Origin of the sequence: Intestinimonas timonensis, from assembly GCF_900626145.1 — a bacterium.
Lineage (GTDB): Bacteria > Bacillota > Clostridia > Oscillospirales > Oscillospiraceae > Intestinimonas > Intestinimonas aquisgranensis.
The window spans coordinates 1153994-1177774 of the sequence record NZ_LR130817.1 but is presented as its reverse complement, the minus strand read 5'-3'; the positions used below and the strand labels follow the sequence as shown (position 1 = coordinate 1177774).

Sequence of the window (23781 nt, the reverse complement as noted above, 5' to 3'; positions counted from 1 at the left end):
AGGGCGGCTTCATGTGCATGGGACTGGGATGCAACGCCGCTGGGGTGGTGGGGTGCAGGATCGTGGACTCTCCACGGGAGCGGCTCATCGCCATTCTCACCAACAGTCTTGTTCCCTGCAATGGGCGTTTTCCAACCTTGATTACGATCCTGACCCTGTTCTGCGCCGGGGGAGGGCTGGTGGCCGGCGGCGCTCTGGCCGGCCTGGTGGTGCTGGGAGTGGCGGGGACGTTGGTGGTATCCCGACTGCTGTCGGCAACCCTCCTGAGGGGAACGCCTTCGGCCTTCGCCATGGAACTGCCTCCTTATCGCCGACCGCGGCTGGGGCAGGTGGTGGTGCGCTCAGTGTTGGATCGGACCTGTTTCGTGCTGGGCAGGGCGGCGGCGGTGGCTGCGCCTGCGGGACTGCTCATTTGGCTGTGTGCCAACTGGGCTCCTGGGGGTATATCCCTGCTGGCCCGGTGCGCTGCTGCCCTGGACGGAGTGGGGGAGCTGCTGGGTATGGATGGCGTGATCCTCACCGCATTCCTGCTGAGTTGCCCGGCCAACGAGCTCTTTTTACCGCTGCTCCTCATGGGCTATCTCTCCACCGGGGTGCTGGCAGAGCCTGAGGACCTGACGGCGCTGGGGCAGCTCCTGACAGACAGCGGCTGGACTGGGCTGACGGCGGTGTGTGTCCTCCTGTTTACACTCTTTCACTGGCCCTGCACCACCACCTGCCTTACGGTATGGCGGGAGACAGGAAAGGTCCGGTGGGCCGTGGCGGCAGCGTTGATACCCACTGGGCTGGGAGGACTGTTGTGCCTGATCGTGGCTTCGGCAGCACGCTTGCTGGGACTGGGGTGAGTATGAAATTCCCGCAATACGGGCAAAGTGACAGAGAATTCCAAGATATTTCAAGAAAAATAGTGGAATCACCCGATGGAAAACAGGAAAATATCTGATAAAATGGAATTGATAAAAAAGCGGCCGTGAGGCCGCGGAACGAGGAGAAAAGAGACATGCTGAGTAACACCAAGAAGCCTGAGCCTCTGGCTGCCCAGGCTGCGGTTGAGCAGAAGACCGCTTCCAAGGCGGAAAAACCCGTAGAGGTATCCAAGGCCGCTGAGCCTAAGGCGGAAAAGTCCGCAGCGTCTGCGAAGACGGAGAAGGCCGCCGCCGTTGCCGCCGCCAAGGCTGAGAAGGCTGCCGCTGCTGCCAAGGCCAAGGCTGAGAAGGCTGCCGCCGCTGCCAAGGCTAAGGCTGAGAAAACGACTGTCCGCAAGCGTACTGTAGGTGCCCGGAAGACTGCCGCTCCCGAAGTGAAGCTGTATGTCCAGTATCAGGGAAAGCAGATCTCCCAGGAGGAGGCCGTGGAGGCTGTGAAGGCCGCCTGGACCGGCGAGACCATCAAGACTCTGGAGCTCTATGTGAAGCCTGAGGATGGAGCTGTCTATTACGTCATCAACGGCAGTGAGACCGGCAAAGTGACCTTCTGATATGAACACAAGCGTAAGGAAAGGGACTGACCTATGGGTCAGTCCCTTGAGCCTGTCGACAAAGTCGACAGGCTCTCTCAAAAATGCAGGCATTTTTTCGAAAAGATGCAGGCCGCTGCATCGCACTCGCTTCGCTCGCACGTTTGCGGCCTGAGCAGTGTTTTTTCCGAGGCACATGTCCCCGGAAAAAACAGACTGTACTTGATTCCGTCGTCTGCGGATGACGGAACTCTGCGAGGCTCTTGCACAAAATCTGACGTATATGCCCTTTTTCGACAACCTGAAGGGACTGACCTATGGGTCAGTCCCTTTTTTGCTGCTCAGAATTTAAATCGTGTTCCCGGGCACAGGCCTTTAACAGTTCCAGAAACCGCCGGATGATCGTTCCGCTCTTTTGGGGGAAGCAGACAGCGCCGAAGGAAAGCGGTTCCACCTGCTCAATGGTGAGGTAGCGCAATTCGGGCATACGGGTGTGGGGGTAGTCCGGGACGAGAGCGAAGCCGTAACCGGCGGCCACCAGAGGGAAGATGGCCTCATGATTGTCACAGAAGAGGATCTGGCTGGTGGCTCTGCCGCCCACGGCTTGGGTCTGGATGGCGAAGAGATCAGGGGGACAGCTGGGAGGGCGGCACACTGCGATGCGCCCGGAGGAGCGCAGCTGTTCGATGGTGACGCTCTCATAGGCGGCCAGCGGATGGGAGGGGGCGCAGATGCACTTGATGGGGCAGTGGCAGAGCTCTACATAGTGCGCTTTTGCCATAGCAGAATTCCGAAAAGAGAACATGAGCTGAATGGTGCCCTCCTCCAGCAGATTTTCCATGGCATCAAAGGGGATAAGGCGCAGCACGGGCAGCACTTCAGGCTGAGTGACGCGCAGTCGTTCCAGAGCGGGGAGGAGAAGGCGCAGTTCAGCGACATTCCGGCAGCCGATGACCATACGGTGCGGGGCGTCCTGGCTGGATTCTTTCATCCGGGCCATCGAGCTTTGGGAAAGCTTCAGAATCTCGCCGGCATATTGGATGAAGAGATAGCCCTCCTGAGTCAGTCGGACGCTTTTGCTGGTGCGCTGGAAGAGCTTGACACCCAACTCATTTTCCAAGGTGTTGATCTGGTGGCTGACAGCGGGCTGGGTAATGTTGAGCCGCTGGGCCGCCCGGGAGAAATTCAGGCAGTTGGCCACCTCCATAAAACACTCCAGTTGTGTAGTATTCATCAAGACCTCCCCGACAGCGCTGCCGCCTTTTGTGCGATAGATGTAATCAATAAAATTTTTTTATAGAATATAGCATATTTGAATTTAACAAGCAAGGTCCTTTATGCTATAAAACAGTAAGTGGCAAATAATTACCGTCCAAACAAACTGGAACAAGGTGAACGTATGATGAAGGTAGATCAGAGCCAGCTGCTGCGGAACAACCGATGGATCTGCATCCAAATGGAACAGTGCACAAATCGTGCCTTAGCGCCGTTGGGCATCACAGCAATACAGGCGCATCTTCTGTTCTACATTCTGGACCACGGGGAGGAGGGAACTTCTCTGACGACCATACACCGGACCTTCGGATACTCTATGGCAACCCTTTCGGGCATGCTCAAGCGGCTGAGAGAAAAGGGGTATCTCCGAGTGGAGCACTGTGCTGACGATGACAGGCGGAAGCTCCTTTTCGGCACGGAAAAGAGCCAGCGGGACAGAGAAGGGCTGGAACGGGCCGTCCGGCTATCGGAGCGGCAGCTGTATGGCTGCTTTTCTGAGGAGGAACTGCGGACCCTGGACGGTATGCAGCAAAAGCTGCTGCGGCATTTGTCCACGCTTACGGAAGAAAGACGAAAGGAGACAACGCAATCGTGAGGACTGTACTGCATCAACTTGGGCGTTTTAAGCGGGATACCTTCCTGTGTATCGGGCTGTGCACCTTGGAAGTCATCATGGAGATCCTGCTGCCCTTTATCACCTTCCTATTACAATAATTATTGGTTGGAAGCCCAGCATCCGGCTGGGCTTCTTTCCGTCTCATGCCTAAGCTACAATAAGGGGAGCAACTGGCTGACCATCACCTCCTTGGGCTTAGATGTCCGTTGATAAGACTGTCAGCCATCCCTCTTATTGCAGTGTTCGCTTTGAGCAGGTTGAGCCATAGAGTTCGCGTCACCCAATAGATTGAATCGGCAATGAGAAAAAAGATGGATTCCGGTTGCAAATTCGTATGGGAGGCAGATACATGAACTCTGTAGGTATTGACATCTCCAAAGGCAGGAGCACGATTGCCGTCATGCGTCCCTTTGGAGAGGTTGTCATCTCACCCTTTGAAGTGCGTCACACCGACAGTGAACTGAGCGAGCTGGCAAGGCGGCTCAAAAGCCTGAACGGTGAGACTCGTGTGGTCATGGAGGCCACAGGGAACTACCATGCGCCGGTGGCAAAGCTGCTTCACGACGCAGGGTTATATGTTTCCGTTGTCAATGCAAAGCTGGTGCATGGCTACGGGAACAATGATTTGAGGCGTGTCAAGACCGACCGGAAGGATGCTATAAAGCTGGCGAACTATGGCCTTGATCGCTGGCTTACCTTGCCGAGATATATCCCGGAGGAAAATACTCGGCTGTTGCTGAAGAACTGCTATCGCCAGTACCGACAGTATTCCAAGGTGCAGACTGTGTTGAAGAACAATCTGATTTCCTTGTTGGATATGACCTTTCCAAATGCAAATCGTCTGTTTAACAGCCCTGCCCGTGCAGACGGAAGTGAGAAGTGGGTGGATTTCGTAGCGGAGTTTTGGCATTGTGAATGCGTCTCTGAACGCCCCCTAGGTGCACCGATTTTCAACTACTTACAATGTTTGCTTTTTCTTCTTGACAATACTTAGCAGGTCTTATCATTGACAAGGGCCTGGAACAGGCCAACCTGCCTGTGGTATACCGCTACGGCATCCTGATGGTGGCCATGGCCCTACTGAGCCTGGCCTTCGGCGCTGCGGCCGGAAAATTGGCGGCCAGCGCCTCTTCCGGCCTTGCCGCCAATCTGCGGGAAGCCATTTACAACAATATTCAGAATTCAGACCTTTTCCTTCTCCAACATCGACAAGTTCAGCGTACCCGGTCTGGTCACCCGTATGACCACCGACATCACCAACGTGCAGAACGCCTTTATGATGGTCATCCGCATCGCGGTGCGTTCTCCTCTGATGCTGATCTTCAGCTACATCATGTGCCTCATCATCAGCCCCAAGCTGAGCCTCACCTTCCTCATCGCGGTGGTCTTCCTGATCGTGGTGCTGGGGGCCATTATGGTGGTGACCATGAAGATTTTCAACGAAGTCTTCCGCCGCTACGGTCGGCTGGACGCCACTGATGAGGAGTGTATGGCCGCTGCTACCCTGGCCAATGCCGACGGATTTATCCGCCGCCTGCCTGACGGCTATAACACTATGCTCACCGGAGACGGCGCCAACCTGAGCCAGGGCCAGCGGCAGCTGCTGGCCATTGCCCGGGCCGCCGTGGCCGATCCGCCGGTACTCATCCTGGATGAGGCAACCTCCTCCATCGATACCCGTACCGAGAAGCTGGTCCAGGACGGCATGGATGCCCTGATGACCGGGCGGACCACCTTCGTCATTGCCCACCGGCTTTCCACCGTCCGCAATGCCGACTGCATCATGGTCATGGACCAGGGACGCATCATCAAGCGCGGCACCCACGATGAACTGATCGAGAAAAAGGGTAAGTATTATCAGCTCTATACCGGCAATTTTGCTGAAGAGCCAGCCTGATCGACCAAAGCCGCAAAGACCCGGCGCCAGACTATGGTGCCGGGTCTTTGTGCGGAAAGCCAGTGTTTTCGCATTGCTGAAAAGAAAGGTTTGTGGTACACTGAGGGTGTCCAGAGGAAACCCAAACGGAATAAGGAGCGAATCATGGAACGAACCTTTGCTTTGAAGGGCAACGTGATCTATACCCCTGTCTGCGGACAGCTGGAGCTGCGGCCAGGGAGCTATTTGGTGTGTGAGGAAGGTGTGGTAGCCGGAATCTTTGATGCCCTGCCGGAGCGCTATCAGGACATTCCCGTAGAGGATTTTGGAGAAAAACTCATCCTGCCTGGTCTCATCGACCTGCATGTTCACGCCAGCCAATACGCCTATCGGGGACTGGGCATGGATATGGAGCTTTTGGACTGGCTGGAACATAATGCATTCCCGGAGGAGAGCCATTTTGCTGATCCGGATTATGCCCGCCGGGCCTATGAGATCTTTACGGAGCAGTTGAAGTACAGCGCCACCACACGAGCCTGCATCTTCGCTACCATCCACCGCCCGGCCACGCTGATGCTGATGGAGCAGTTGGAGCAGGCCGGATTGCCCTGCTTTGTGGGCAAAGTGAATATGGACCGCAACAGCCCGGATACCCTTTGTGAAACCACGGAGGAGTCTCTCTCCGAGACCCGCCGCTGGTTGGAGGAAAGCAGCGATTTTCATATGGTACGGCCCATCCTCACCCCCCGGTTCACACCCAGCTGCACCGATGAACTCATGGACGGGCTGGGTGTTCTGCAGAGAGAGTTTGGTGTGGCCATGCAGTCCCACCTCTCGGAGAACCGCTCAGAGATCCAGTGGGTGTCCGAGCTATGCCCCGACACCCACTTCTACGGCGAGTCCTACTCCCGATTCGGTCTCTTTGGTGAGGGGTGTCCCACAGTAATGGCCCACTGTGTCTGGAGTGGGGAAGAGGAGCGGAGACTGATGAAGAACAACGGCGTCTTCATTGCCCACTGTCCCCAGTCCAACATGAATGTCTCGTCGGGCATTGCACCGGTGCGAACCTTCCTTCGGGAAGGACAACGGGTAGGCATGGGCAGCGATGTGGCCGGCGGAGCGCATTTGTCCATCTTCCGGGCTATGACCGACGCCATCCAATGCTCCAAGCTGCGCTGGCGGCTGGTGGATCAGGGTGATCCTGCTCTGACTATGGCCGAGGCGCTGTATCTGGCGACCAAGGGTGGTGGGGCCTTCTTCGGTAAGGTAGGCAGCTTTGAACCGGGATATGAGTTCGACACCATCGTGATGGATGACGCTGGTCTGCCTACGACTCGTGTGTGTACGCTTGCCGAGCGGCTAGAGCGGGTGGTCTATCTCTCTGATGGCCGGCCCTTTGCCAAATATGCCGCTGGAAAACGGCTTTTCTAAAATAGAAGTAAAAAATCGTTTTGAAAAAGCCTGGAGCACTGTGAGGTGCTCCAGGCTTTTTCTGCATGTAAAACTTTTTGGGTTTGAATGATTTTCTGCTGTTTCTGCTAGGACGTGCCAAAGAAAGAATAGAATGATAGACAGAACAGGGAAAGGAGGGCGGCAGTATGTTTATGGCATGGATGCTGCTTATGCTCAACGGTACGTTCTTCTCACTGCGGCTGTCAGAGGGAGGAGGATCATTTCCCAAGCCGTTAAAGGCGGAAGAGGAGCGACGATATCTGGCCGAGTATGCGGAAGGTGACCTGGAGGCCAGAAATAAGCTCATTGAACATAATCTGCGCTTGGTGGCACATATCGTCAAAAAATACTATACCCAGGCTGGAAACCAGGATGACCTTATTTCTATCGGAACCATTGGTCTTATTAAAGGGGTAACGACTTTTAAGCCGGATAAGAATGTCCGACTGGCCACCTATGCCAGCCGGTGTATCGAGAATGCTATACTATCGCAGCGGAACAATCGGCAGTTGAGGTAGAAAACCATGAACCTTTTGGGGCAAAATGGTCTATGTTCTGCCGCCTGAAAGTCCGAAGCTATGTATTGGCTGCGAATGTTGCAGGTACGTTAAAAGTTGCGCCGCTTCAAATTCTCAAGTTCCCGGTCGTCCTTCCACATAAGTTTTTGGATGCCGAGAAGTTCAATCTGCGGTTTTCGGACGCATCTGAGATCACGGAAATTGCGGACAAGCTGCGGTGGTATCGCTATCAAAAAGGACTTCGTCAGCGTGACGCGGCGGACTATGCGGGCATCGACCGCAGTACCTACATCCATTACGAAGAGGCAGGGCGGGACTTTTATCCGAAGGAGCATATGGAGAAGCTGGCGGAGCTGTTTGAAGTGCCGCTGGAGGATTTGCTGGATGACTATAACCTGTTTCTGCTGCGGGGACAGGGGGAGCAAATCAAAGCCATACGTCAGCGGCTCGGCTTGACGCAGAAGGCATATGCAGCGCAGCTTGGCGTCCCGCTGCAAAAGTTCAAGCGATGGGAACAGGGAAGCGTGCAGATTTTCAAATCCACATGGGAGAAGTATTTCAAGCAGGGTCTTGAAAGCTGTGAATAATTCCGATAGAATTATTACAGAATCATTCAGGAGATACAGATCCATGATTATCAAATCTTCGACTGCACTGTGCAACGACTACAGCATGATCTCTGATCTGGCAAATGAAAAAGCCGAACAGCGTGAGGAAACCTTGAAGCTGCGCGCAAAACTGGAGGCAGCAGAGACCGCTCGGCTTTCCGGCGCACCTGCCTACACACTGGTGGAATCCAGAAAACGGTTGGAGGCAATCTATCAGCGTGACTGACCTTGCGCTCAGCGGGAGCTTGAAGTCATCGCGCGGCTCTATATAAACCTTGTGGGGCCAAATTCAGCGAGAAGCATATGAAAAACGGGCAGACCGGCTGTTGAGGCTGGCCTGCTCGTTTGCTATGTATTATTGCTGCGCTTTCAGATGCTTTACCGCTGCGTCTACCAGTTCCAGCTTCTGCTCCGTGGAACAGGGCAGCTTCTGGATGGATTTCAGCGCTTGCTCGGACTGGAACTTCGCCAGCTCCTGCCCAAGCTCCCGCTGCGCCTGCTTTGATTTCGGGAAGATCAGAAATACTTCCATGGCTGCCCTCCTTTCCAGAGCGTTTTCTGCTTCAATCTATGCGTGTGTTCCGGCTGCTATGTAGACAAATAGAACTCGATTTCGTGGCTGCGAGGGAAATCGTATTGCCGCGCGGCTTTGGCGGTGCGGGAAGGCTTGTAATTCAAGGGCTTTTCGCCCCCAAATTGTCTACACCGGACCGCCGTTTGCGGGCGGATTTTGCCTTCTGCTGGCGGTGAACCTCCTTGGCGCAGGCGAGGCAGTATTTTGTCCTGCCGGAGCGGGCGAGAATACCCGTGCCGCAGACTTCGCAGCGGCGGAGTTTTTTGGGGCTGAGAATGGCCTGTTCCAACTTCGGCTGCTGAGGCAGCACGGCGCGGCGAAACCACCGGCAGATCAGGCTGCGGGAGATAAACTGCGGGCAGACACCGTCCAGCAGCAGGCAGTCGCCATCCAAGAAGTTGCAGCAGCGCTTTGTAAGGCCGCGCACGCTGCGAAGCTGCCCCGGCGTCAGGCGGAAGAGCGTGCCATCTGGCAGGCGCTCGATGGGGTCAAGCTTGTGCATCTTCACCCTCCTTTGCGATGAGCTTTGCGTCCGCTGGGTAGTTTAGCGTAATGAGGGCGGGCTTGCCCAAACCCTGCTTGCGCCGAACAATCAAACCACTGTACTCCAGTTCCCGGAAGATCCGCGTGGCGCTCTGGCGGCTGCGGTGGAGTTTGGTCTGCGCCTGCTCCAAGGTGAAGTACAGCCGGATCGTGCCGTCCGGCTCGACGTAGCCGTTCTGCCGGGAAATGCTGGCTCTATCCAGCAGCAGCGCATAGAGCACCTTCGCGTCGTTGCTGATGTCCCGCAGAGCTTCGTCTTGGAGAAGGAACCTCGGAAGCGGAACATAGGACGCTGCTGGGCTCTGCGCCGTGAGCTTGCAAAAAGTTTTCATCTGACCTCCTATCCCATCCATCAATCCATCCATTTTTGTGTTGATTGATTGATGGATGATTTTTTGTATCTTGATTTATTTCTTATTAGTTAGAGGATGAATTTCAGTCCCGATGAACGGCACGAAAACCGTCGTCCTGAAATCCGGTTGCGGTACGCTCCGGAGCGTCAGCTTGTCCACCGTCCGAAAAACCGGTGACGGAAAACCCACGTATGGAAAATCCCGTTGTGGTCAAAGCTCATCCTTTTGCCGTATCTTCAACAGTTCCCAGATTTCGGCCTGCCGTGCTTTCAGCTCGGCAACATCGTCTTCATAGCAGCGCCCGGTGCTGTTGATGCGGCGGCAAATCTGGTTGATGTTCGTGGCGACTCTGCTGACGGCAGCAGCCAGCTTTTTCTGCTCGGTGTAGTCTACCTTGATGATGTATCCGTCGATGAGCATCTTGCGGGCATACGCGCCGAAGTTGTGTGTTCCCAACTGGCGCATCTTGTGCTGTACGAGATTTAACTCCTGCTCGTTCAGGCAGATTTCCTTGCGGATGGGTCGTGCGCGGTCCGGCATGAGAATCACCCCTTCAGGTGCAGCCCGAAGGCACCGTTTTCTTCCAGAATTTCCAGATAGCCATTGCCGGTAAGTTCAGCAAAAACCGGAGCAACTTTTTCGGGCGGAAGGGTCAGAGCATCTGCAAGTTCCTGAGCACTCAGACCGCCGTCCTCGAAGGTGTACAAGAGCGCGCCGGTGAGCTTGGCTTCTGCGGATAGGTTCGTATCCAGCAGGAGGCGGGTGGGTACAGCGGTCATGTGGGTGTGGTTGTAGTAAGTGATCATAGTGGTTCTCCTTTCAATTTTGAAATCTTTGTTTGAAGGGCGGCTTGGATGGATTGGTTTTCCTTTCATCATCCCACGGACAATTCTTGGCCGTTTGTCAGGTGACTTGAAAATTTTTTTGGTCACGCAGAAGGCTCTCCATATAACCAACGGACACATTTTCCGGTTTTGTCCGAAAAATTTTTTAGGTCGAAGGAGCGAGGTCTGCGCTTTTGCTCCAAAATGTCCTTTCACTATTCAACGGACAGAATGAATCGGAGTGTCACGATTTTGTCATAACGGAGGCAAAAAAGAAGCGCCTGCCACTACGACAAGCGCTTGGATTTGCATCAATTATTCGAGCAAATCCTCTTTATCCCTTTGATCGTATTCAGTTTTTTGCATCAGCCGACAGACACCGTCTGCCTCGTCCCGCTGCTGCAAAAGCTGGGCAAACGCCCGATAGAGTGCGGCCTGCCGCCGCTCGATCACGCCGCGATTTTGCTGCATGGCATCTGCTGCTTTGCGGATGGACAGCCCCTCGGAAAAACGTTTCCGGAAGAGATCGGCGTAGTTGTTGAGCACCGTTTTAAGGGATTGCTGGATAAAGGCCAAATCTTCGCACATGGCCCGGTATTCCTTGCGGCCAGCCACGCCGATATACTGCTTGCGCTCCCGGATCAGCTTGTACCGCCGCAGATCCATCCGGTAGTTTTCACAGATGTCCTTGGCGTATTCATAGTAGGTTCTGCTGCAACGGATGGCGTGCTCCACGTACTCGTCATCAACATAAGTGAATGGCTTGCTTTTGGGCTCCGGAAAGCCGTCCTCATACACTTCGCGGACGGTGCCTTCGTCGATCTCGCGCCGGGTCTGGCGGACGTATTTATCCCGCAGCACACCATCGACTTCGACCTGCTCGCAGAAGGAGGTGTACCGTATGAGGTAGTAATGCTCGTTGTCTTCTTTGGCAAAGCTGGCATCCTTGCAGAACACGATGGACTCGCCGGTATCGATGTCCTTGAGCACCCGGACAACGAAGATGGGCTTTCCGTCGTATCGCTTGTAAAACCCGGCAAATACCCGTTTGAGTGCCATAAGGAAGCCCTCCTTCCGCTGATTTTCTTACAGTATAGCACAGATTTCGGCGGAGAGAAAGAGCGGCGTTGGGACGGAGAGAATTGGGATTTGAGAGAATAGCAAGCACAGCCGCTGTCCGGACACGCGGCAATTTTGGGATAATCCCAAGCCCTTATGATGCTGACTTTGAGCGGAAAATAAGAAGCGAAAGTGCTGCCAAGATATACGAACAATCTATGTGTGAGAGTCTTGCACGCAAGCTGTTTTTGAAATTAGAGAGTTTCGCAGCACGATGCGAAGCTCTCTTGCCTTGTGATCGAGAAGGATGTATAATAAAAGCAATATTTGTAGCCGGAGGTCGAACAGGAATGGCTATTTCGTATAACAAACTTTGGAAGCTGCTCGTCGATAAGAAGATGAGCAAAGCCGATCTGCGCAAAGCGGCAGGCATCGCGCCAAACACCATGACCCGGCTGCGGCGGGATGAGGAAGTCACACTGTCCGTGCTTAGTAAGATTTGCTCTACTTTGAATGTGGATATAGGAGATATTATGGAATTTATGCCGGAAGCCAATTTGAAAGACTGAGTCCGGTTTTTAGGACACACTGCATGCGATAATTGTTATATAGGAGTATTTCGCCGCCGTTAATGTGATTGCAGAGAGGAAGGACGATATGCAGGTAAGAGAGACGCCTCCGTTTGCCCCTGTTTTAATGGAATCAACACGAGCAATTGGCTATAGCTTAGAAGCTGCAATTGCAGATATTATTGACAACAGTATTGCTGCAAAAGCTGGGAAAGCTCAGCTGTCATTCTTTCCGGTAGGCGATGCATATGTCTCAATTCTGGATAATGGTACCGGTATGGATGATGCTCAAATGAATATCGCTATGCAGTATGGGAGTAAGAGTCCGACTGAGACACGAGACTCGTCTGACTTGGGACGATATGGCTTAGGCCTGAAGACTGCCTCTTTGTCTCAGTGCCGTGTTTTGACCGTAATCAGCAAACAGGGAGATCAGGTAATTGGACGGCGCTGGGATCTTGATTACGTTATTAAAACAGGTGCATGGTCACTGTTGATCCTTGATAAAGAAGACTTTGCCTCAGTTCCTCATATTTCTGATTTGTATGAGCAGGATAGCGGTACATTGGTTGTATGGCAGAACCTCGACCGTTTGCTGATGGGTGAAGTAGATTATGAAAAATCGCTTGGCCGAAAAATGGACGAGGTAAGGCAGCACCTTGAACTGGTATTTCACAGGTACTTATCCGGGGAATCCGGAATAAAAAAGCTAGAAATACTTTTCAATGGAGTAAAGCTTAAAGCGGCAGATCCGTTTTTGATAAAGAAGAGCACGCAAGCCATGGACACAGAAACGCTGGTGATTCGAGGGAAACGCATTCTAGTAACGCCATATATTCTGCCTCATATTTCTAAAATGACTGAAGAGGAAAAGAACCAACTTGGCGGCAAAGATGGAATTCGCAAACGGCAGGGCTTTTATGTATATCGAAACAAGCGGCTTCTAATTTGGGGAACGTGGTTCCGTATGATGCGGCAGGGTGATCTTTCAAAGCTGGCTCGTGTTATGGTCGATATTCCAAATGACTTGGACGATTTGTGGACTCTGGATATTAAGAAATCTCATGCAATTCCACCTGCCGAGGTGAGGAATAGCCTTCAGACTGTAATTGATCGTATTGCAGATAAAAGTAAGCGGACATGGACGTTCAGAGGGAAAAAGGAAACTTCGGATTCGGTTGAGCATATGTGGACCCGATTAAAAACGCCGGAAAACGGCATCGTATATGAAATCAACCGAGACCATGTGTTGGTAGATCAGATCGTTGCCGAAGCTCCGGAAATTCGAGGCAAACTTGAAACATTACTGAAATACATAGAACGAGGAATCCCTCTGAATCAACTTTACATTGATCTTAATAATGACGAAAAGATTGAGAATGATGCGGATATGGGCGAGCAGGAGATGTTCAAAACGCTGGAACAGATGCTGTCCGTTCTGCCCAGCAGCATTATGCGGCGTGAAATGCTTGAAAAGATAGAGCATACTGATCCTTTCTGCGGATATCCGGATGTGATTCGCGCTCTAAAAGCAAAGGAGGACGGCAATGTTAAACCCTAATATTGAAATGCTGGAAAATCTCATTTCCGCAGCGGTTAGTACTCGGTACAAGGAAGTTCCGCCTACAGAGGAAGAATTTCTTACGCTTGCACAAAGCATGCGTGCAACGCTGAGCACACTTCCAGTAACGGACGAGGAATTTGCAGAAATTCTTGTCCGTCTGCGTGCGTCGATTGTTATACAGATGGATGTCGGCGTGTACATCAATGATCGAAATACACCTCATAAATCATGGCTTCCTTCCAGAAGAGCAGATTTGGACTTTTTCTTCTGGAATCGATATAAAAAATATCTGGAGGAAATTAAACATTGGAATCCAAGGGTTACCGCAACGCTGGATAAGGTTTCTGACGAGATCGTCGATCTGCTCGGAGATCCGCAAAGTAAAGAACCTTTTCAGCGCCGCGGATTGGTGTTAGGCGATGTCCAATCCGGCAAAACCGCAAATTACACCGCAATCAGCAACAAAGCTGCTGATACTGGATACAGAATTATTATTGTTCTTGCAGGAATGATGGAAAATCTGCGCCAGCAGACTCAGTCTCGCTTGGATGCAGAGTTCTCTGGCCGGAAGAGTGAGTATTATCTGGATCCAAAGGCTGAACAGGGAATCAAAAACCAGCCTGTTGGTGTAGGCAGGTACGGCGTACAGAAGCGTATCGCAGCCTTTACCTCTGTGACTAAGGATTTTGACATCAATGTGCTGAAAAGCAATGATTTGAACCTTCAAAGCGTTTCAGATCCGATTGTCTTAGTCGTAAAGAAAAACAAGCGGATATTGAACAATTTGATTAAATGGCTCTCCAATAGTCGTGATAACACCACAGGGAAAATAATGCTGCCCATGCTCTTGATTGATGACGAGGCAGATAATGCATCTGTTAATACAAAGAGTGAGGATGACAGCCCAGCCGCTATCAATGCCTGCATTCGCCAGCTACTGCACGAGTTTAATCAGGCTTCCTATCTGGGAATTACTGCGACACCCTTTGCCAATATTTTTATCAACCCTGAAACAGAAGATGAGATGATTGGCGATGACCTATTTCCCAGAGATTTTATCTACTCGCTGGCACCGCCTACGAACTACATTGGAGCTGATAAGATCTTCGGAGACGCAACAGAGAAGTTTTCTGATGTATTGATTCCGTTGCGGCGCGAAGAAATGGATCTATTTTTCCCTTTTACACACAAAAAGACATTGGAAGTGGATGCGCTGCCGCCCAGCATGTATGAAGCAATTGCATACTTTCTGCTGTTTAATGCAATTCGTGATCTGCGCGGCGATTATACCGAGCACCGCTCCATGATGATTCATGTCAGTCGTTTTACAGATGTGCAGAACCGAATTGCAGAAGCTGTAAATGAATGGCTTGTTCAAGTAAAGTCCGATGTGCAGAATTATGCTGCTTTGGATGATGAAAAGCGCGAGCAAATTGCATCTCTGCGTTATCTGCATAAAGTGTGGATGAAACACCAATTAGAAAAGATTAGCAAGACAAATTGGGATGACATTTGCTCCAATTACTTAAACCGCGCTATCGCCCCTATTGCAGTGCGCGCAGTTAACCAAAGAACTGGGGCAACAAGTCTGGATTATTTCAACCACAAAGAAGATGGCCTGCGCGTTATTGCAGTTGGCGGCAACAGCTTGTCCAGAGGCCTGACACTGGAGGGGCTGGGAGTCAGCTATTTCTATCGCAAATCTCAAATGTATGATACGCTGCTGCAGATGGGACGCTGGTTTGGTTATCGTCCAAACTACGAGGACCTTTTCAGAATTTGGATGGCAGAAGAAGCTATTGACTGGTATGGGTACATCACCAGAGCGGCCAATGAGCTTAAAGATGAAATTGCAAAGATGAAGCTCGCCAACCAAACACCGATGGAGTTTGGCCTGAAAGTGCGTCAGGATCCGAACTCACTTATTGCAACAGCTCGCAACAAAATGCGCTCGGCAACACAGGTAAGCCGCCCGGTAACTGTATCGGGAAAGCTGCTTGAAACGCCCAAGCTCAAGGCCAATCCTGAAATACTGAAAGCGAATGAAGCTGCATTCAAAGAATTTGTGGATCATTTAGGCAGCGCCGGGACCCGTGACTTCTCTGTGAAGCCATATTATTGGCGCGGCGTAAACAAAGAGTTGGTTGTACAGCTGCTTCTTGACTTTGAAACGCACCCGTGGCACCTGGCCTTCCAAGGCAGAGCACTTGCTGAGTATATCGATGAAAAAATGGACAATGAGACTTGGGATGTTGCCCTTATTACAGACGGTGAAGGTTCGGAATATGGGCCTGGTCTCAAATGCGGCAGCGAAGTACTCCCGATTAAGGCAACTGAGCGCCGTTCTGTGATAGCTGACGACAAAATGATTCGAATCAGCGGAACTAAAGTAAAGGTGGGTTCCGGCGGCTGCACAAGAGTTGGATTAACCAAAGAACAGATCGAAACAGCAAGGAAACGCTTCAAAGAACAAAATGGGGACAAGCATATGTCTGACAGTGCCTATTTGATTCGAGAGCGAAGCCCGTTGCTGATGCTGCACATCATTGAAACAGATTTGGATAAAGTCGAATCTACCAACAGAGAAGTTCCTCCCTATTTATTTGCGCTTGGCGTTGGTTTCCCTGATACTGGTGCCGGTATCCGTACTGCGAATTACATGGTGAACATGGTTGAACTGAAAAACTGGATGGATCCTGACGAGGAAGAAGACGAATGAAAATTACTGCTGAATATCTTCATGAGAAGTGGAATGCCTTCAACTACTATGACGGAGGATACATACAGATTGAGGTGAAACACGCCCTTGAATGGCACGTTGGCTACAAGGAGATTGACCAGAAAGCCTTGGTGATTATTTCACAGAATGAGCCGGAACTTCTGCCGTCTTCCAAATCAATTGTTGTAACCAAGGGCCGCCGCACAGACGGACGATGGACTCTTTCCTTTGTGCTTATGCGCAATGAACAGGACAGCGTTTTTGAATTGCTGTGCGCGGATTTGATCTCTTATTCTCAAACAGCAGATAATGAGATTTCTGCTTTGAATTTAACAGTGCGGCGCTTTAAGCAATGGAACAAACTGCTTGAGCATCAAAGAAAAAGCCTGATGGATGAGAGTAACCGCAAAGGATTGCTTGGCGAGCTTATCTATCTGTGCGAAGTGATTGATGCCGGATATCCAATTCTGCCGGCGGTTCAAGGATGGGTCGGCCCGGATGGTGCTGATCAAGACTTTGTGTACGCAGACAACTGGCATGAGGTGAAATCTGTGGGTGTATCTGCAGATTCTGTGAAAATTTCTTCTTTGGAGCAGCTTGCAAATACCGATCCTGGAGAATTGGTTGTGATGCTTATTGATAAGTGTGCACCAGAACACAGCGGCGCAGTGTCACTTGGAGAGCAGGTAGATCACACTTTCAGACGGGTGCATGAAAACGATGACGCCTATTCCCTTTTGGAAAGCAAGCTGATGCGCTATGGCTTTATCGATCTTCCTGAGTATAGGGAGCAAAAATATGTATGCTCGGGGGAAATGCATTTCCGCGTAGACGCGGATTTCCCAAGGCTGACATCAGATAATGTCGTTCCGCAGATTATCGAGGTACAATATTCAATTAGTCTGGCCAGTATTGAAGACTGGCGGGTGGAGGGTTAACATGGATGCGCAGGAATTCAGAAAGGATTTTCTCGAAAATGTAAAAGCAGAGGCTGCTGCCACTGGTGAGGGTTCCTGCGCAGCCTTTGTTGACTCTATGGCGCAGTATCTTGTTGAAGCGGAAGTCTTACCGGACTTCACTCCTGCTTTCTATACAAGTACAACATCCAAGAGAAAAATCTATCGTGTAGATGGGTACGTTTTTGACGAATTCGACTATACGATGAATTTAATCATTGCGGATTATGACGGCGTGGAAGAACGGACGATGGGTAAGGTTGTATCTTCAACGAATTTTCAACGCTTAGCCGTGTTTGTGGATCAGGCCCTAAACACGAATTTGTATAGAGAGATCGAGATGAGTACTCCATGTGCAGATTTGGTAGATCTGCTTCGGTTGGAAAAAGAGAGAATTCGAAAATACAGACTTCTCATTTTCACAGATGCAGATGTCAGCGATACGCTGAAGAATCTTGACAATCTCGATATTGGAGGCATTCCTGCTGAATGTCAAATCTGGGACATCGACCGTGTGTTTCGTGTATGCTGCTCTGATCTGGGGCGTCAAAATATTGAGATTGATTTTCGAGAATATATCCCCGAAGGCATCCCTTGCCTGGAGGCCAGCAGCGCTGCGACGGCAGAATATAACAGCTATCTTTGCATTATTCCGGGAAAGGTTCTTGCAGATATTTATGATAAGTATGGCAGTCAATTGTTGGAGGGCAATGTTCGGTCATTTCTTTCTACAAAGGTCGCCGTAAATAAAAAAATCAGGGAAACTATTTTGAAATGCCCCTCAATGTTTTTTGCGTATAACAATGGCGTATCTGCAACCGCAATGGATGTCCAGCTTGAGCGCACAGCAGGTGGAACACACATTGTCGGGGCAAGAGACTTTCAGATTATTAACGGCGGCCAGACGACAGCATCCCTTTCTAATACCCGTCATAAGGATAAAGCTGATTTAGAAGGCATCTACGTACAGATGAAACTGACTGAGATTGATGAAAGCGACATGGACCGTTCAACAGAGTTGGTGCGAAATATATCTCGGTCTTCAAATAGCCAAAACAAAGTTACAGATGCAGATTTCTTCTCTACTCATCCATTCCACATACGCATGGAGCAGCATTCCCGGAGAATTTTTGCTCCTGCAGAATCTGGTGCGCAGTATGAAACAAAATGGTTTTATGAGCGTGCCAAGGGCCAATTTCTGCAGGCTCAGATGCGCCTTACACCGGCCAAGAAGCGGCAATTCCTGCTGCAAAATCCCAAGAGCAAAGTCATCACTAAAACGGATTTGGCTAAAGTACGCAACACGTGGAGTGAAATGCCCCACATCGTCAGCAAGGGTGCTCAGACAAACTTTATGAAGTTTGCTGAGTTGATTGATGAAGCTTGGACGGCCAACGATTCGCAGTTTAATGAGCGATACTTTACAGAAAGTGTGGCGCTGGTTATCTTATTTAAGCATCTCGAAGCGTTGATACCGAGGCAGGAGTGGTATGAACAAGGCTACCGAGCGAACATCGTTACTTATTCATTGGCACTGCTTCATCAGTTAATTCGGAAGCAGTTCAAAAATATGGAGTTGGATTTGCAGAGTATTTGGCAGCGCCAAAGCGTTCCAGAAAGCGTTACAAAAGCTTTGGAACAGATAGCTGAGCAGGTCTTCTATAGGATAACTGATCCAAATAGACCTACAATCAATGTCACGCAGTGGTGCAAGCGCGAGGGATGCTGGAACAGTGTTCAAGAAATTAATCTAATTCTGCCAGCAGAATTTTCTAGTGTATTGATTGGAAAAACTGAAGTGAGGGCAGCAGAAAAAGAAGCGAGGAAAGACCAAAAAGTGCTTTCCGAAACGGAGGCACAGGTTAAAGTACTTCAATATTCTGCAGATCAATGGAAAAAGCTGTCTGCGTTTGCGATGCAGAAACGCATGGCATCGCCCGATGAAAATGTGGCGCTGAAATATGCATGCCAAATCCCTAACAAAATGCCGAGTGGATACCAGAGTCAACGACTCCTTGCGCTCCTTGATCGAGCATTATCCGAGGGTTTTAACCTTTAACAAGAGAAAGAGGAATGTGTTGTGTACAAAGTTGTGGACTTGTTTGCAGGAGCAGGAGGCCTGAGCCTCGGCTTTATGCAGACGAGAAAATATGATATCAAGGTAGCGTTTGAGAACAGTCCTTATATGCAGGAAACATATCGCCTGAATCATCCCGGCGTTGAAGTACATGGAGATGTCTGCGCTGCAAATTATGACGAGATTAAGGAAAAATATGGGGATATAGACGTGGTCATCGGCGGCCCGCCCTGTCAAGGCTTTTCTAATGCGAATCGCCAAAAGAACCATGCTATCAGTCAGAATAATATGCTGGTAAAACAGTATATCAGGGCTGTTCTCGAACTCAAACCAAAAGCATTCGTTATGGAAAATGTCAGCATGCTGAAATCTGATGTTCACCGATTTTATATGGAAGAGAGTGATGTTGAAACTGTCGCAAAATACAAGATTCCTGTTAAATCCACATATCTTCACTTGCTGGATCAGGCGTATGTATTTGACGGCGCACTGGAGATTGTTAAAGATCAGCAGAAGATTCAGCAGTATCTTTGGCCGGAACAGCATTACTTTGAGCTGAACGTTATCTATAAGGCCGCGAAGAATCTTGAAAAAATGAAATCTGCACTTGAAAAGCACAAAAAGAAGCTTTGTGCTGCGGCTGCTGACTATGCGAAATTGCATGATAGTAATCATATCGCCAGTGTCTCTGCGGAAGCATTTCAAGCGATCTCAGAATACTATTCTGGTGAGTTGGATGCGTCTGCGCTCAAAAGCAGGATTGAACCAGCGATTCTGATCCAACGTATGCTCAGCAAGGCACAGGAGATACACGAAAATCACATAGTTGTGGATGCCTACTCTGTCGAAGATGGAATCGCAGCCGTGATTCGCTCTTTTGCTGTTTACGATTATCTGGAGAGCGTATTGCAGGCACCTGAAAATGACTATGTTTTGGATAAAGATGTCCTTTGCGCTGCAGATTACGGCGCGCCTCAGAAACGAATGCGCTTTGTTGTGATAGGCATTAAACGCCGTATTTCCTCTAAAATAGCCCTTCCTAAAGGACGTTTTGATGCAGATGAATATCGAACCGTGCGCGATGCCATCAGCGATCTGGAAGATGTCAAGCCGGTCGTTGAGCTTGAAGACGACAAAGATGGTATTGTTCTGCAGCCAAAAGAGAACCTGGGTGAATTGGCTTCTTCACTTCGAGATTCCAAAATACTAAAAAACCATATGGTTACAAAAACAACCGATACAGCGATGCAGCGTTTTAAGGCGCTCAAACAGGGAGAAAATTTCCACGCTTTAGATGATTCGATGAAAACCAATACATATACGGACGCATCGCGGACTCAGAATACGATTTATCTTAGATTAAACTACGACGAACCCAGTGGGACAGTGGTGAATGTCCGCAAATCTATGTGGATACATCCGACACAGGATCGAGCTATCAGTGTTAGAGAAGCAGCGCGTCTGCAAACTTTCCCAGATAGTTTTGTATTCTGCGGCTCAAAGGACAAACAGTATCAGCAGGTAGGCAATGCGGTTCCGCCGATTATGGCTAAGTCGATTGCCAAGAAGTTGGCCAAAGTTTTGAAAGACAATTTACCGGAAGGTGAACAGAATGGCGGATAACCATAGTAAGGAAGCCCGAAGTATGAACATGTCTCACATCCGCAGTACGAATTCGAAACCTGAAGAAATTGTACGAAAGTATCTTTTTGCAGAGGGATTCCGTTATCGTAAGAATGTGAAGAAGCTGCCGGGATGTCCTGATATAGTTCTCCCCAAATATAAAACTGTAATCTTTGTGAACGGTTGCTTCTGGCATAAGCATGATTGTCCTCGATTTGTTTGGCCCTCGTCCAATCAGGATTACTGGAGACCCAAAATTCTTAGAAATGTTGAACGGGACAATCAAAACCGCAAAGAATTAGAAGCTCTGGGCTGGAAGGTAATCACTGTCTGGGAATGCGAGTTAAAAAAGAAAGTTCGAGAAAACCGACTGTCAAAGTTAGCTGCTGAAATTAAAAGTTAGAGTGGAGGATTTTAAGTATGGCACAGATTAGTTTGGATAGTATTAAGAGAATCGAAAAATACCGCAACACAATTCACGATAAAGTCTACACGACTTATACGACTTTTGAAGCGGATGGTGAAAAATATGTGCAGATCGACACTTATGGCCGCATTGGTCGTGAGAATCCAGAGAAGATTAGGGCTTGTTTGAAAAAAGGCGGAGATTGTGCTAAAGCAACAAAATAGCGATGGAGGCAAGATACACAAAGGCTAGGAAGGAAGCATCCGACTTGTCATATCTGGTGGCGATTCTGCGAAACCACTTGATTTTCTGGAAAAAACACTCCACCAGATGGCGTTCTTTATACAGATGCCAGTCAACCGGCCAGGGATCGGAAACGTTGCTTTGCGGCGGGATCACATAGCTGGCCCCGTGCGCTGAGATATATTTCCGAATCGTCCGGGCACCATAGGCCCTGTCTGCCAGCACGGCACTCCCGCCGATTCTGACCTTTTTCAGCAGTTCAACAGCGTGAACCGAATCGTGGTCATTTCCAGCGGAGAGAAGGAACTCCACCGGGTTTCCCAGACCGTCTACGACAGCGTGGAGCTTTGTGTTCCACCCGCCTTTGGTACGGCCAACCGCCTTATCCGCCGTTTTTTTCCCCGCCATTTGCGCTTTCATGCACCTTTACGCAAGTGGAGTCCATGCTCAGGTTCTCCATATCCGCGTCCGCAGACAGTGTGTGGAATACCGCTTCCAGAGTGCCCTCATTCCGCCATTTGGCGAATCTTGCGTATATAGACTGCCAAGGACCATAGGTCGCCGGCAGCTCACGCCACTGCGCACCGCTCCGGACGATCCAGAGCATTCCGTTGAGCATGATCCGGTTATCCTTCCGGGGACGACCCCGCTTTCCCGTTTCTTCCGGTGGCAGCAGCGGCTTGATTCGTTCCCATTGTTCTTTTGTTAATTCATATCGTTTCATGCTCATAACTTCGCATAACTTGGTTTCTTGTGTAACTTTTATTTTTCAAACAAGGCCTAGCCAATCATTCCAATTTGATAGAGCGACCGCAGAATTTTTGGTAAATCTTCTGAGGGAGGAATTTGGGCTACAATAATTACAAAGCGAAATACTATTCGCAAAAAGACTACCGATGAATAAACGGGGGAGGGATCGTGTTGAGTAATGTTGGAGTATACTTTTCGGATTTCTTTGATATTGACGAAGATATCATCGAAAGCTATGGCGCAGTAAATATATCTTTGATTAATGATCTTCCGCTATTCATTGACCCTTTTCTTCTGTTTAACAGTGAACGCATCGAATTTCAGAGAATTCATCAAGAGATGATTAGTTATTTGCTGTTTTTGCAGGTGCAAACTGAGAAGTCCGCTGTGCTAACGGCTGGTATGCGCAAGGCGTGGTTTTCATTTTCAGAAGTTAAACAAACATGGTTGGGCTTCAGCCTATCTGGCAATTCCGGATGTGGAATGGGAAACGACTTTGCCGTTGGGCTACATGCGGGACTTGGTTCAATATTCAAAGGCTTCGGATGTCGGACTGTAACTAAAGGACTCCATATGGAGAAGCTGTGTCTCATCAGTCCGAGAGTTGGCCGTGACAAGATTAGCGATTTTACAGCAAATTTTGCAAAGCAGTATTTACTTGAATATACAGAAGCTTTCGCCAAGACCTACCTGAAAGAAAGTCAATGCGCAGAATTTTCTGTTCAAAAAGTGTATTTCAATTGGAAGACGACAAGCTGGGCATCTAAATCATATTATCTTCCCAATTTTAATGGAGACTATGTGTTGCTGACACCAAAGGCGATGCTGACCCGCGATGACACGTTTATTAATAGAAGCGATATGATACGCAATTTGCAGCAGATAGCTCCATCTATTTCTGATGAAGCTCTTCGCTTTGAACTCAATACATATTTTACAGATACTTTATCAAAAAAGAAAAAAGAATTGAGCCAAACAGAAAAAAATCACAAAGCAGAAGAACTCGTTCGACTGCATCCGGAGTTGATCGACTACTACATTCGCTTCAAAGAAGAGAATGAATCACAGGCAACCTCAGTCAGTAAAGAAAAAGTGCGCGAGGTGGAGATCCTGTTTAATGAGCAAGTAGCGCAACTGATATCCTTGTTAAATAAGAGCACAGATTTCTACAATACTATTCCTGATGCGCATGATGAAGCGAAGAAACGTGTTCACTTTCTGAAGCATGTAATAGAAGATCAGGATGGTTATCGACTGTTTTACAGTGATGGAAAGCCTATAAAACGTGAAGCCGACCTTCAAGTAATTTACCGTCTTGTTTGGTTTGGAACACCTTTAGATGTCAATCGAGAAGTTAACAATGGAAGAGGCCCGGTAGATTATAAAGTTTCGTACGGGGCAAATAACTCTACGCTCGTTGAGTTCAAGCTAGCATCAAACAGCAAATTGAAGAATAATTTGGCGAAGCAGGTTGAAATCTATAAAGTAGCCTCAGATAGCAAACGTGCAATCAAAGTTATTATGTATTTTAGCGCTGAAGAAGAGCTAAAAGTTATCTCAATTTTGAATGATTTGGGTCTTTCAGAAAATGATGATATTATTTTGATTGATGCTCGAAATGATAATAAGTCATCCGCGTCTAATGTTAAGATAGAAAAAAGCATCTGAGTAAATATACAGAATTATACCCCATTATACCCTTGATTTCGAGGGTATAATG

23 protein-coding genes and 5 pseudogenes are annotated in these 23781 nt (G+C 49.4%); 20 read left to right on the top strand and 8 right to left on the bottom strand.

Annotated elements, in window-relative coordinates; translation table 11 throughout:
• Positions 1–11 precede the first annotated feature (11 nt).
• Both E0E29_RS12585 and E0E29_RS12580 read left to right on the top strand, forming a co-directional pair.
• On the top strand, positions 12–845 hold the full coding sequence (locus E0E29_RS12585; protein ID WP_130850128.1) for a nucleoside recognition domain-containing protein: 834 nt from the start codon (positions 12–14) through the stop codon (positions 843–845).
• A gap of 155 nt (positions 846–1000) precedes the next feature.
• Entirely contained in the window at positions 1001–1477 is a 477-nt protein-coding gene (locus E0E29_RS12580) for a DUF6465 family protein (protein WP_130850127.1), read from the top strand.
• Positions 1478–1778: 301 nt separating this feature from the next.
• On the opposite strand, the gene E0E29_RS12575 is transcribed toward E0E29_RS12580, so the two are convergent.
• Complete coding sequence (locus E0E29_RS12575) at positions 1779–2690, bottom strand: LysR family transcriptional regulator (protein ID WP_130850126.1); 912 nt, start codon at positions 2688–2690, stop codon at positions 1779–1781.
• 168 nt (positions 2691–2858) lie between these two features.
• Here E0E29_RS12575 and E0E29_RS12570 point away from each other — a divergent pair, with 168 nt between their 5' ends.
• From E0E29_RS12570 to E0E29_RS12540, 9 genes and pseudogenes are all read left to right on the top strand, one after another.
• Positions 2859–3326, top strand: coding sequence for a MarR family winged helix-turn-helix transcriptional regulator (locus E0E29_RS12570; protein ID WP_242622493.1), 468 nt, complete (start codon positions 2859–2861; stop codon positions 3324–3326).
• Complete coding sequence (locus E0E29_RS19030; RefSeq protein WP_278045155.1) at positions 3323–3445, top strand: hypothetical protein; 123 nt, start codon at positions 3323–3325, stop codon at positions 3443–3445. The genes E0E29_RS12570 and E0E29_RS19030 overlap by 4 nt, the downstream gene beginning before the upstream one ends.
• A gap of 251 nt (positions 3446–3696) precedes the next feature.
• A pseudogene (locus tag E0E29_RS12565) lies at positions 3697–4278 on the top strand (IS110 family transposase); the annotation flags it as partial.
• Between the two features lie 207 nt (positions 4279–4485).
• Positions 4486–4755, top strand: a pseudogene (locus E0E29_RS18785) (ABC transporter transmembrane domain-containing protein); the annotation flags it as partial.
• A gap of 45 nt (positions 4756–4800) precedes the next feature.
• A pseudogene (locus E0E29_RS18780) lies at positions 4801–5244 on the top strand (ATP-binding cassette domain-containing protein); the annotation flags it as partial.
• A gap of 144 nt (positions 5245–5388) precedes the next feature.
• The gene (locus E0E29_RS12555) at positions 5389–6654 is read left to right on the top strand and encodes an amidohydrolase family protein (RefSeq protein WP_130850124.1); all 1266 of its coding nucleotides are present in this window, start codon (positions 5389–5391) and stop codon (positions 6652–6654) included.
• 167 nt (positions 6655–6821) lie between these two features.
• Positions 6822–7178 (top strand): annotated as a pseudogene (locus E0E29_RS12550) (sigma-70 family RNA polymerase sigma factor); the annotation flags it as partial.
• Between the two features lie 47 nt (positions 7179–7225).
• On the top strand, positions 7226–7780 hold the full coding sequence (locus E0E29_RS12545; protein WP_130850123.1) for a helix-turn-helix domain-containing protein: 555 nt from the start codon (positions 7226–7228) through the stop codon (positions 7778–7780).
• A 43-nt stretch (positions 7781–7823) separates the two neighbouring features.
• Positions 7824–8027, top strand: a complete 204-nt coding sequence (locus E0E29_RS12540) for a type II toxin-antitoxin system Phd/YefM family antitoxin (RefSeq protein WP_130850122.1) — start codon at positions 7824–7826, stop codon at positions 8025–8027.
• A gap of 129 nt (positions 8028–8156) precedes the next feature.
• On the opposite strand, the gene E0E29_RS18255 is transcribed toward E0E29_RS12540, so the two are convergent.
• The 6 genes from E0E29_RS18255 to E0E29_RS12515 all read right to left on the bottom strand — a co-directional run bounded on the left by E0E29_RS18255 (position 8157) and on the right by E0E29_RS12515 (position 11154).
• Positions 8157–8333, bottom strand: a complete 177-nt coding sequence (locus E0E29_RS18255; RefSeq protein WP_165449897.1) for a hypothetical protein — start codon at positions 8331–8333, stop codon at positions 8157–8159.
• A gap of 142 nt (positions 8334–8475) precedes the next feature.
• The gene (locus tag E0E29_RS12535; protein WP_130850121.1) at positions 8476–8877 is read right to left on the bottom strand and encodes a cysteine-rich VLP protein; all 402 of its coding nucleotides are present in this window, start codon (positions 8875–8877) and stop codon (positions 8476–8478) included.
• Positions 8864–9250: a replication initiator protein A gene (locus tag E0E29_RS12530; RefSeq protein ID WP_118601879.1), complete on the bottom strand. Its 387-nt coding sequence runs from the start codon at positions 9248–9250 to the stop codon at positions 8864–8866. Before E0E29_RS12530 ends, E0E29_RS12535 begins: the two co-directional genes overlap by 14 nt.
• Before the next feature lie 231 nt (positions 9251–9481).
• On the bottom strand, positions 9482–9811 hold the full coding sequence (locus tag E0E29_RS12525; RefSeq protein WP_130850120.1) for a plasmid mobilization protein: 330 nt from the start codon (positions 9809–9811) through the stop codon (positions 9482–9484).
• A gap of 5 nt (positions 9812–9816) precedes the next feature.
• Positions 9817–10077, bottom strand: a complete 261-nt coding sequence (locus E0E29_RS12520; RefSeq protein ID WP_130850119.1) for a hypothetical protein — start codon at positions 10075–10077, stop codon at positions 9817–9819.
• A 333-nt stretch (positions 10078–10410) separates the two neighbouring features.
• Positions 10411–11154, bottom strand: a complete 744-nt coding sequence (locus tag E0E29_RS12515) for a hypothetical protein (RefSeq protein WP_130850118.1) — start codon at positions 11152–11154, stop codon at positions 10411–10413.
• A 350-nt stretch (positions 11155–11504) separates the two neighbouring features.
• On the opposite strand from E0E29_RS12515, the gene E0E29_RS12510 reads away from it, so the two are divergent.
• From E0E29_RS12510 to E0E29_RS12475, 8 genes are all read left to right on the top strand, one after another.
• Complete coding sequence (locus E0E29_RS12510) at positions 11505–11723, top strand: helix-turn-helix domain-containing protein (protein WP_130850117.1); 219 nt, start codon at positions 11505–11507, stop codon at positions 11721–11723.
• Between the two features lie 88 nt (positions 11724–11811).
• The gene (locus E0E29_RS12505) at positions 11812–13284 is read left to right on the top strand and encodes an ATP-binding protein (RefSeq protein WP_130850116.1); all 1473 of its coding nucleotides are present in this window, start codon (positions 11812–11814) and stop codon (positions 13282–13284) included.
• Positions 13271–16006 carry a Z1 domain-containing protein gene (locus tag E0E29_RS12500; RefSeq protein WP_130850115.1) on the top strand — a complete coding sequence of 912 codons (2736 nt, stop codon included), beginning with the start codon at positions 13271–13273 and terminating at the stop codon, positions 16004–16006. The genes E0E29_RS12505 and E0E29_RS12500 overlap by 14 nt, the downstream gene beginning before the upstream one ends.
• Positions 16003–16944: a PD-(D/E)XK motif protein gene (locus E0E29_RS12495; protein ID WP_130850114.1), complete on the top strand. Its 942-nt coding sequence runs from the start codon at positions 16003–16005 to the stop codon at positions 16942–16944. Before E0E29_RS12500 ends, E0E29_RS12495 begins: the two co-directional genes overlap by 4 nt.
• 1 nt (position 16945) lies before the next feature.
• Positions 16946–19021 carry an AIPR family protein gene (locus tag E0E29_RS12490; RefSeq protein WP_130850113.1) on the top strand — a complete coding sequence of 692 codons (2076 nt, stop codon included), beginning with the start codon at positions 16946–16948 and terminating at the stop codon, positions 19019–19021.
• A 21-nt stretch (positions 19022–19042) separates the two neighbouring features.
• Complete coding sequence (locus E0E29_RS12485) at positions 19043–20662, top strand: DNA cytosine methyltransferase (protein ID WP_130850112.1); 1620 nt, start codon at positions 19043–19045, stop codon at positions 20660–20662.
• 22 nt (positions 20663–20684) lie between these two features.
• Positions 20685–21065: a very short patch repair endonuclease gene (locus tag E0E29_RS12480; protein WP_341273108.1), complete on the top strand. Its 381-nt coding sequence runs from the start codon at positions 20685–20687 to the stop codon at positions 21063–21065.
• A 17-nt stretch (positions 21066–21082) separates the two neighbouring features.
• On the top strand, positions 21083–21292 hold the full coding sequence (locus E0E29_RS12475; RefSeq protein WP_130850110.1) for a methionyl-tRNA formyltransferase: 210 nt from the start codon (positions 21083–21085) through the stop codon (positions 21290–21292).
• Here the strand turns inward: E0E29_RS12475 and E0E29_RS12470 are convergent.
• Positions 21276–22041, bottom strand: a pseudogene (locus E0E29_RS12470) (IS5 family transposase). The gene E0E29_RS12475 and the pseudogene E0E29_RS12470 sit on opposite strands and share 17 nt — an antisense overlap.
• 191 nt (positions 22042–22232) lie before the next feature.
• On the opposite strand from E0E29_RS12470, the gene E0E29_RS12465 reads away from it, so the two are divergent.
• A complete protein-coding gene (locus E0E29_RS12465; RefSeq protein WP_130850109.1) occupies positions 22233–23729 on the top strand; it encodes a hypothetical protein in 1497 nt (498 codons plus the stop codon).
• Positions 23730–23781: the final 52 nt, after the last annotated feature.

Excerpts from the sequence above, each read along its gene's own strand:
- E0E29_RS12545 (WP_130850123.1), top strand. The coding sequence starts at position 7,226 with ATGTTCTGCCGCCTGAAAGTCCGAAGCTATGTATTGGCTGCGAATGTT.
- E0E29_RS12480 (WP_341273108.1), top strand. The coding sequence starts at position 20,685 with ATGAACATGTCTCACATCCGCAGTACGAATTCGAAACCTGAAGAAATT.
- E0E29_RS12475 (WP_130850110.1), top strand. The coding sequence starts at position 21,083 with ATGGCACAGATTAGTTTGGATAGTATTAAGAGAATCGAAAAATACCGC.
- E0E29_RS12580 (WP_130850127.1), top strand. The coding sequence starts at position 1,001 with ATGCTGAGTAACACCAAGAAGCCTGAGCCTCTGGCTGCCCAGGCTGCG.
- E0E29_RS12510 (WP_130850117.1), top strand. The coding sequence starts at position 11,505 with ATGGCTATTTCGTATAACAAACTTTGGAAGCTGCTCGTCGATAAGAAG.
- E0E29_RS12505 (WP_130850116.1), top strand. The coding sequence starts at position 11,812 with ATGCAGGTAAGAGAGACGCCTCCGTTTGCCCCTGTTTTAATGGAATCA.
- E0E29_RS12490 (WP_130850113.1), top strand. The coding sequence starts at position 16,946 with ATGGATGCGCAGGAATTCAGAAAGGATTTTCTCGAAAATGTAAAAGCA.
- E0E29_RS12585 (WP_130850128.1), top strand. The coding sequence starts at position 12 with ATGTGCATGGGACTGGGATGCAACGCCGCTGGGGTGGTGGGGTGCAGG.
- E0E29_RS12540 (WP_130850122.1), top strand. The coding sequence starts at position 7,824 with ATGATTATCAAATCTTCGACTGCACTGTGCAACGACTACAGCATGATC.
- E0E29_RS12525 (WP_130850120.1), bottom strand. The coding sequence starts at position 9,811 with ATGCCGGACCGCGCACGACCCATCCGCAAGGAAATCTGCCTGAACGAG.
- E0E29_RS18255 (WP_165449897.1), bottom strand. The coding sequence starts at position 8,333 with ATGGAAGTATTTCTGATCTTCCCGAAATCAAAGCAGGCGCAGCGGGAG.
- E0E29_RS12495 (WP_130850114.1), top strand. The coding sequence starts at position 16,003 with ATGAAAATTACTGCTGAATATCTTCATGAGAAGTGGAATGCCTTCAAC.
- E0E29_RS12555 (WP_130850124.1), top strand. The coding sequence starts at position 5,389 with ATGGAACGAACCTTTGCTTTGAAGGGCAACGTGATCTATACCCCTGTC.
- E0E29_RS12570 (WP_242622493.1), top strand. The coding sequence starts at position 2,859 with ATGAAGGTAGATCAGAGCCAGCTGCTGCGGAACAACCGATGGATCTGC.
- E0E29_RS12520 (WP_130850119.1), bottom strand. The coding sequence starts at position 10,077 with ATGATCACTTACTACAACCACACCCACATGACCGCTGTACCCACCCGC.
- E0E29_RS12500 (WP_130850115.1), top strand. The coding sequence starts at position 13,271 with ATGTTAAACCCTAATATTGAAATGCTGGAAAATCTCATTTCCGCAGCG.
- E0E29_RS12515 (WP_130850118.1), bottom strand. The coding sequence starts at position 11,154 with ATGGCACTCAAACGGGTATTTGCCGGGTTTTACAAGCGATACGACGGA.
- E0E29_RS12535 (WP_130850121.1), bottom strand. The coding sequence starts at position 8,877 with ATGCACAAGCTTGACCCCATCGAGCGCCTGCCAGATGGCACGCTCTTC.
- E0E29_RS12575 (WP_130850126.1), bottom strand. The coding sequence starts at position 2,690 with ATGAATACTACACAACTGGAGTGTTTTATGGAGGTGGCCAACTGCCTG.
- E0E29_RS12530 (WP_118601879.1), bottom strand. The coding sequence starts at position 9,250 with ATGAAAACTTTTTGCAAGCTCACGGCGCAGAGCCCAGCAGCGTCCTAT.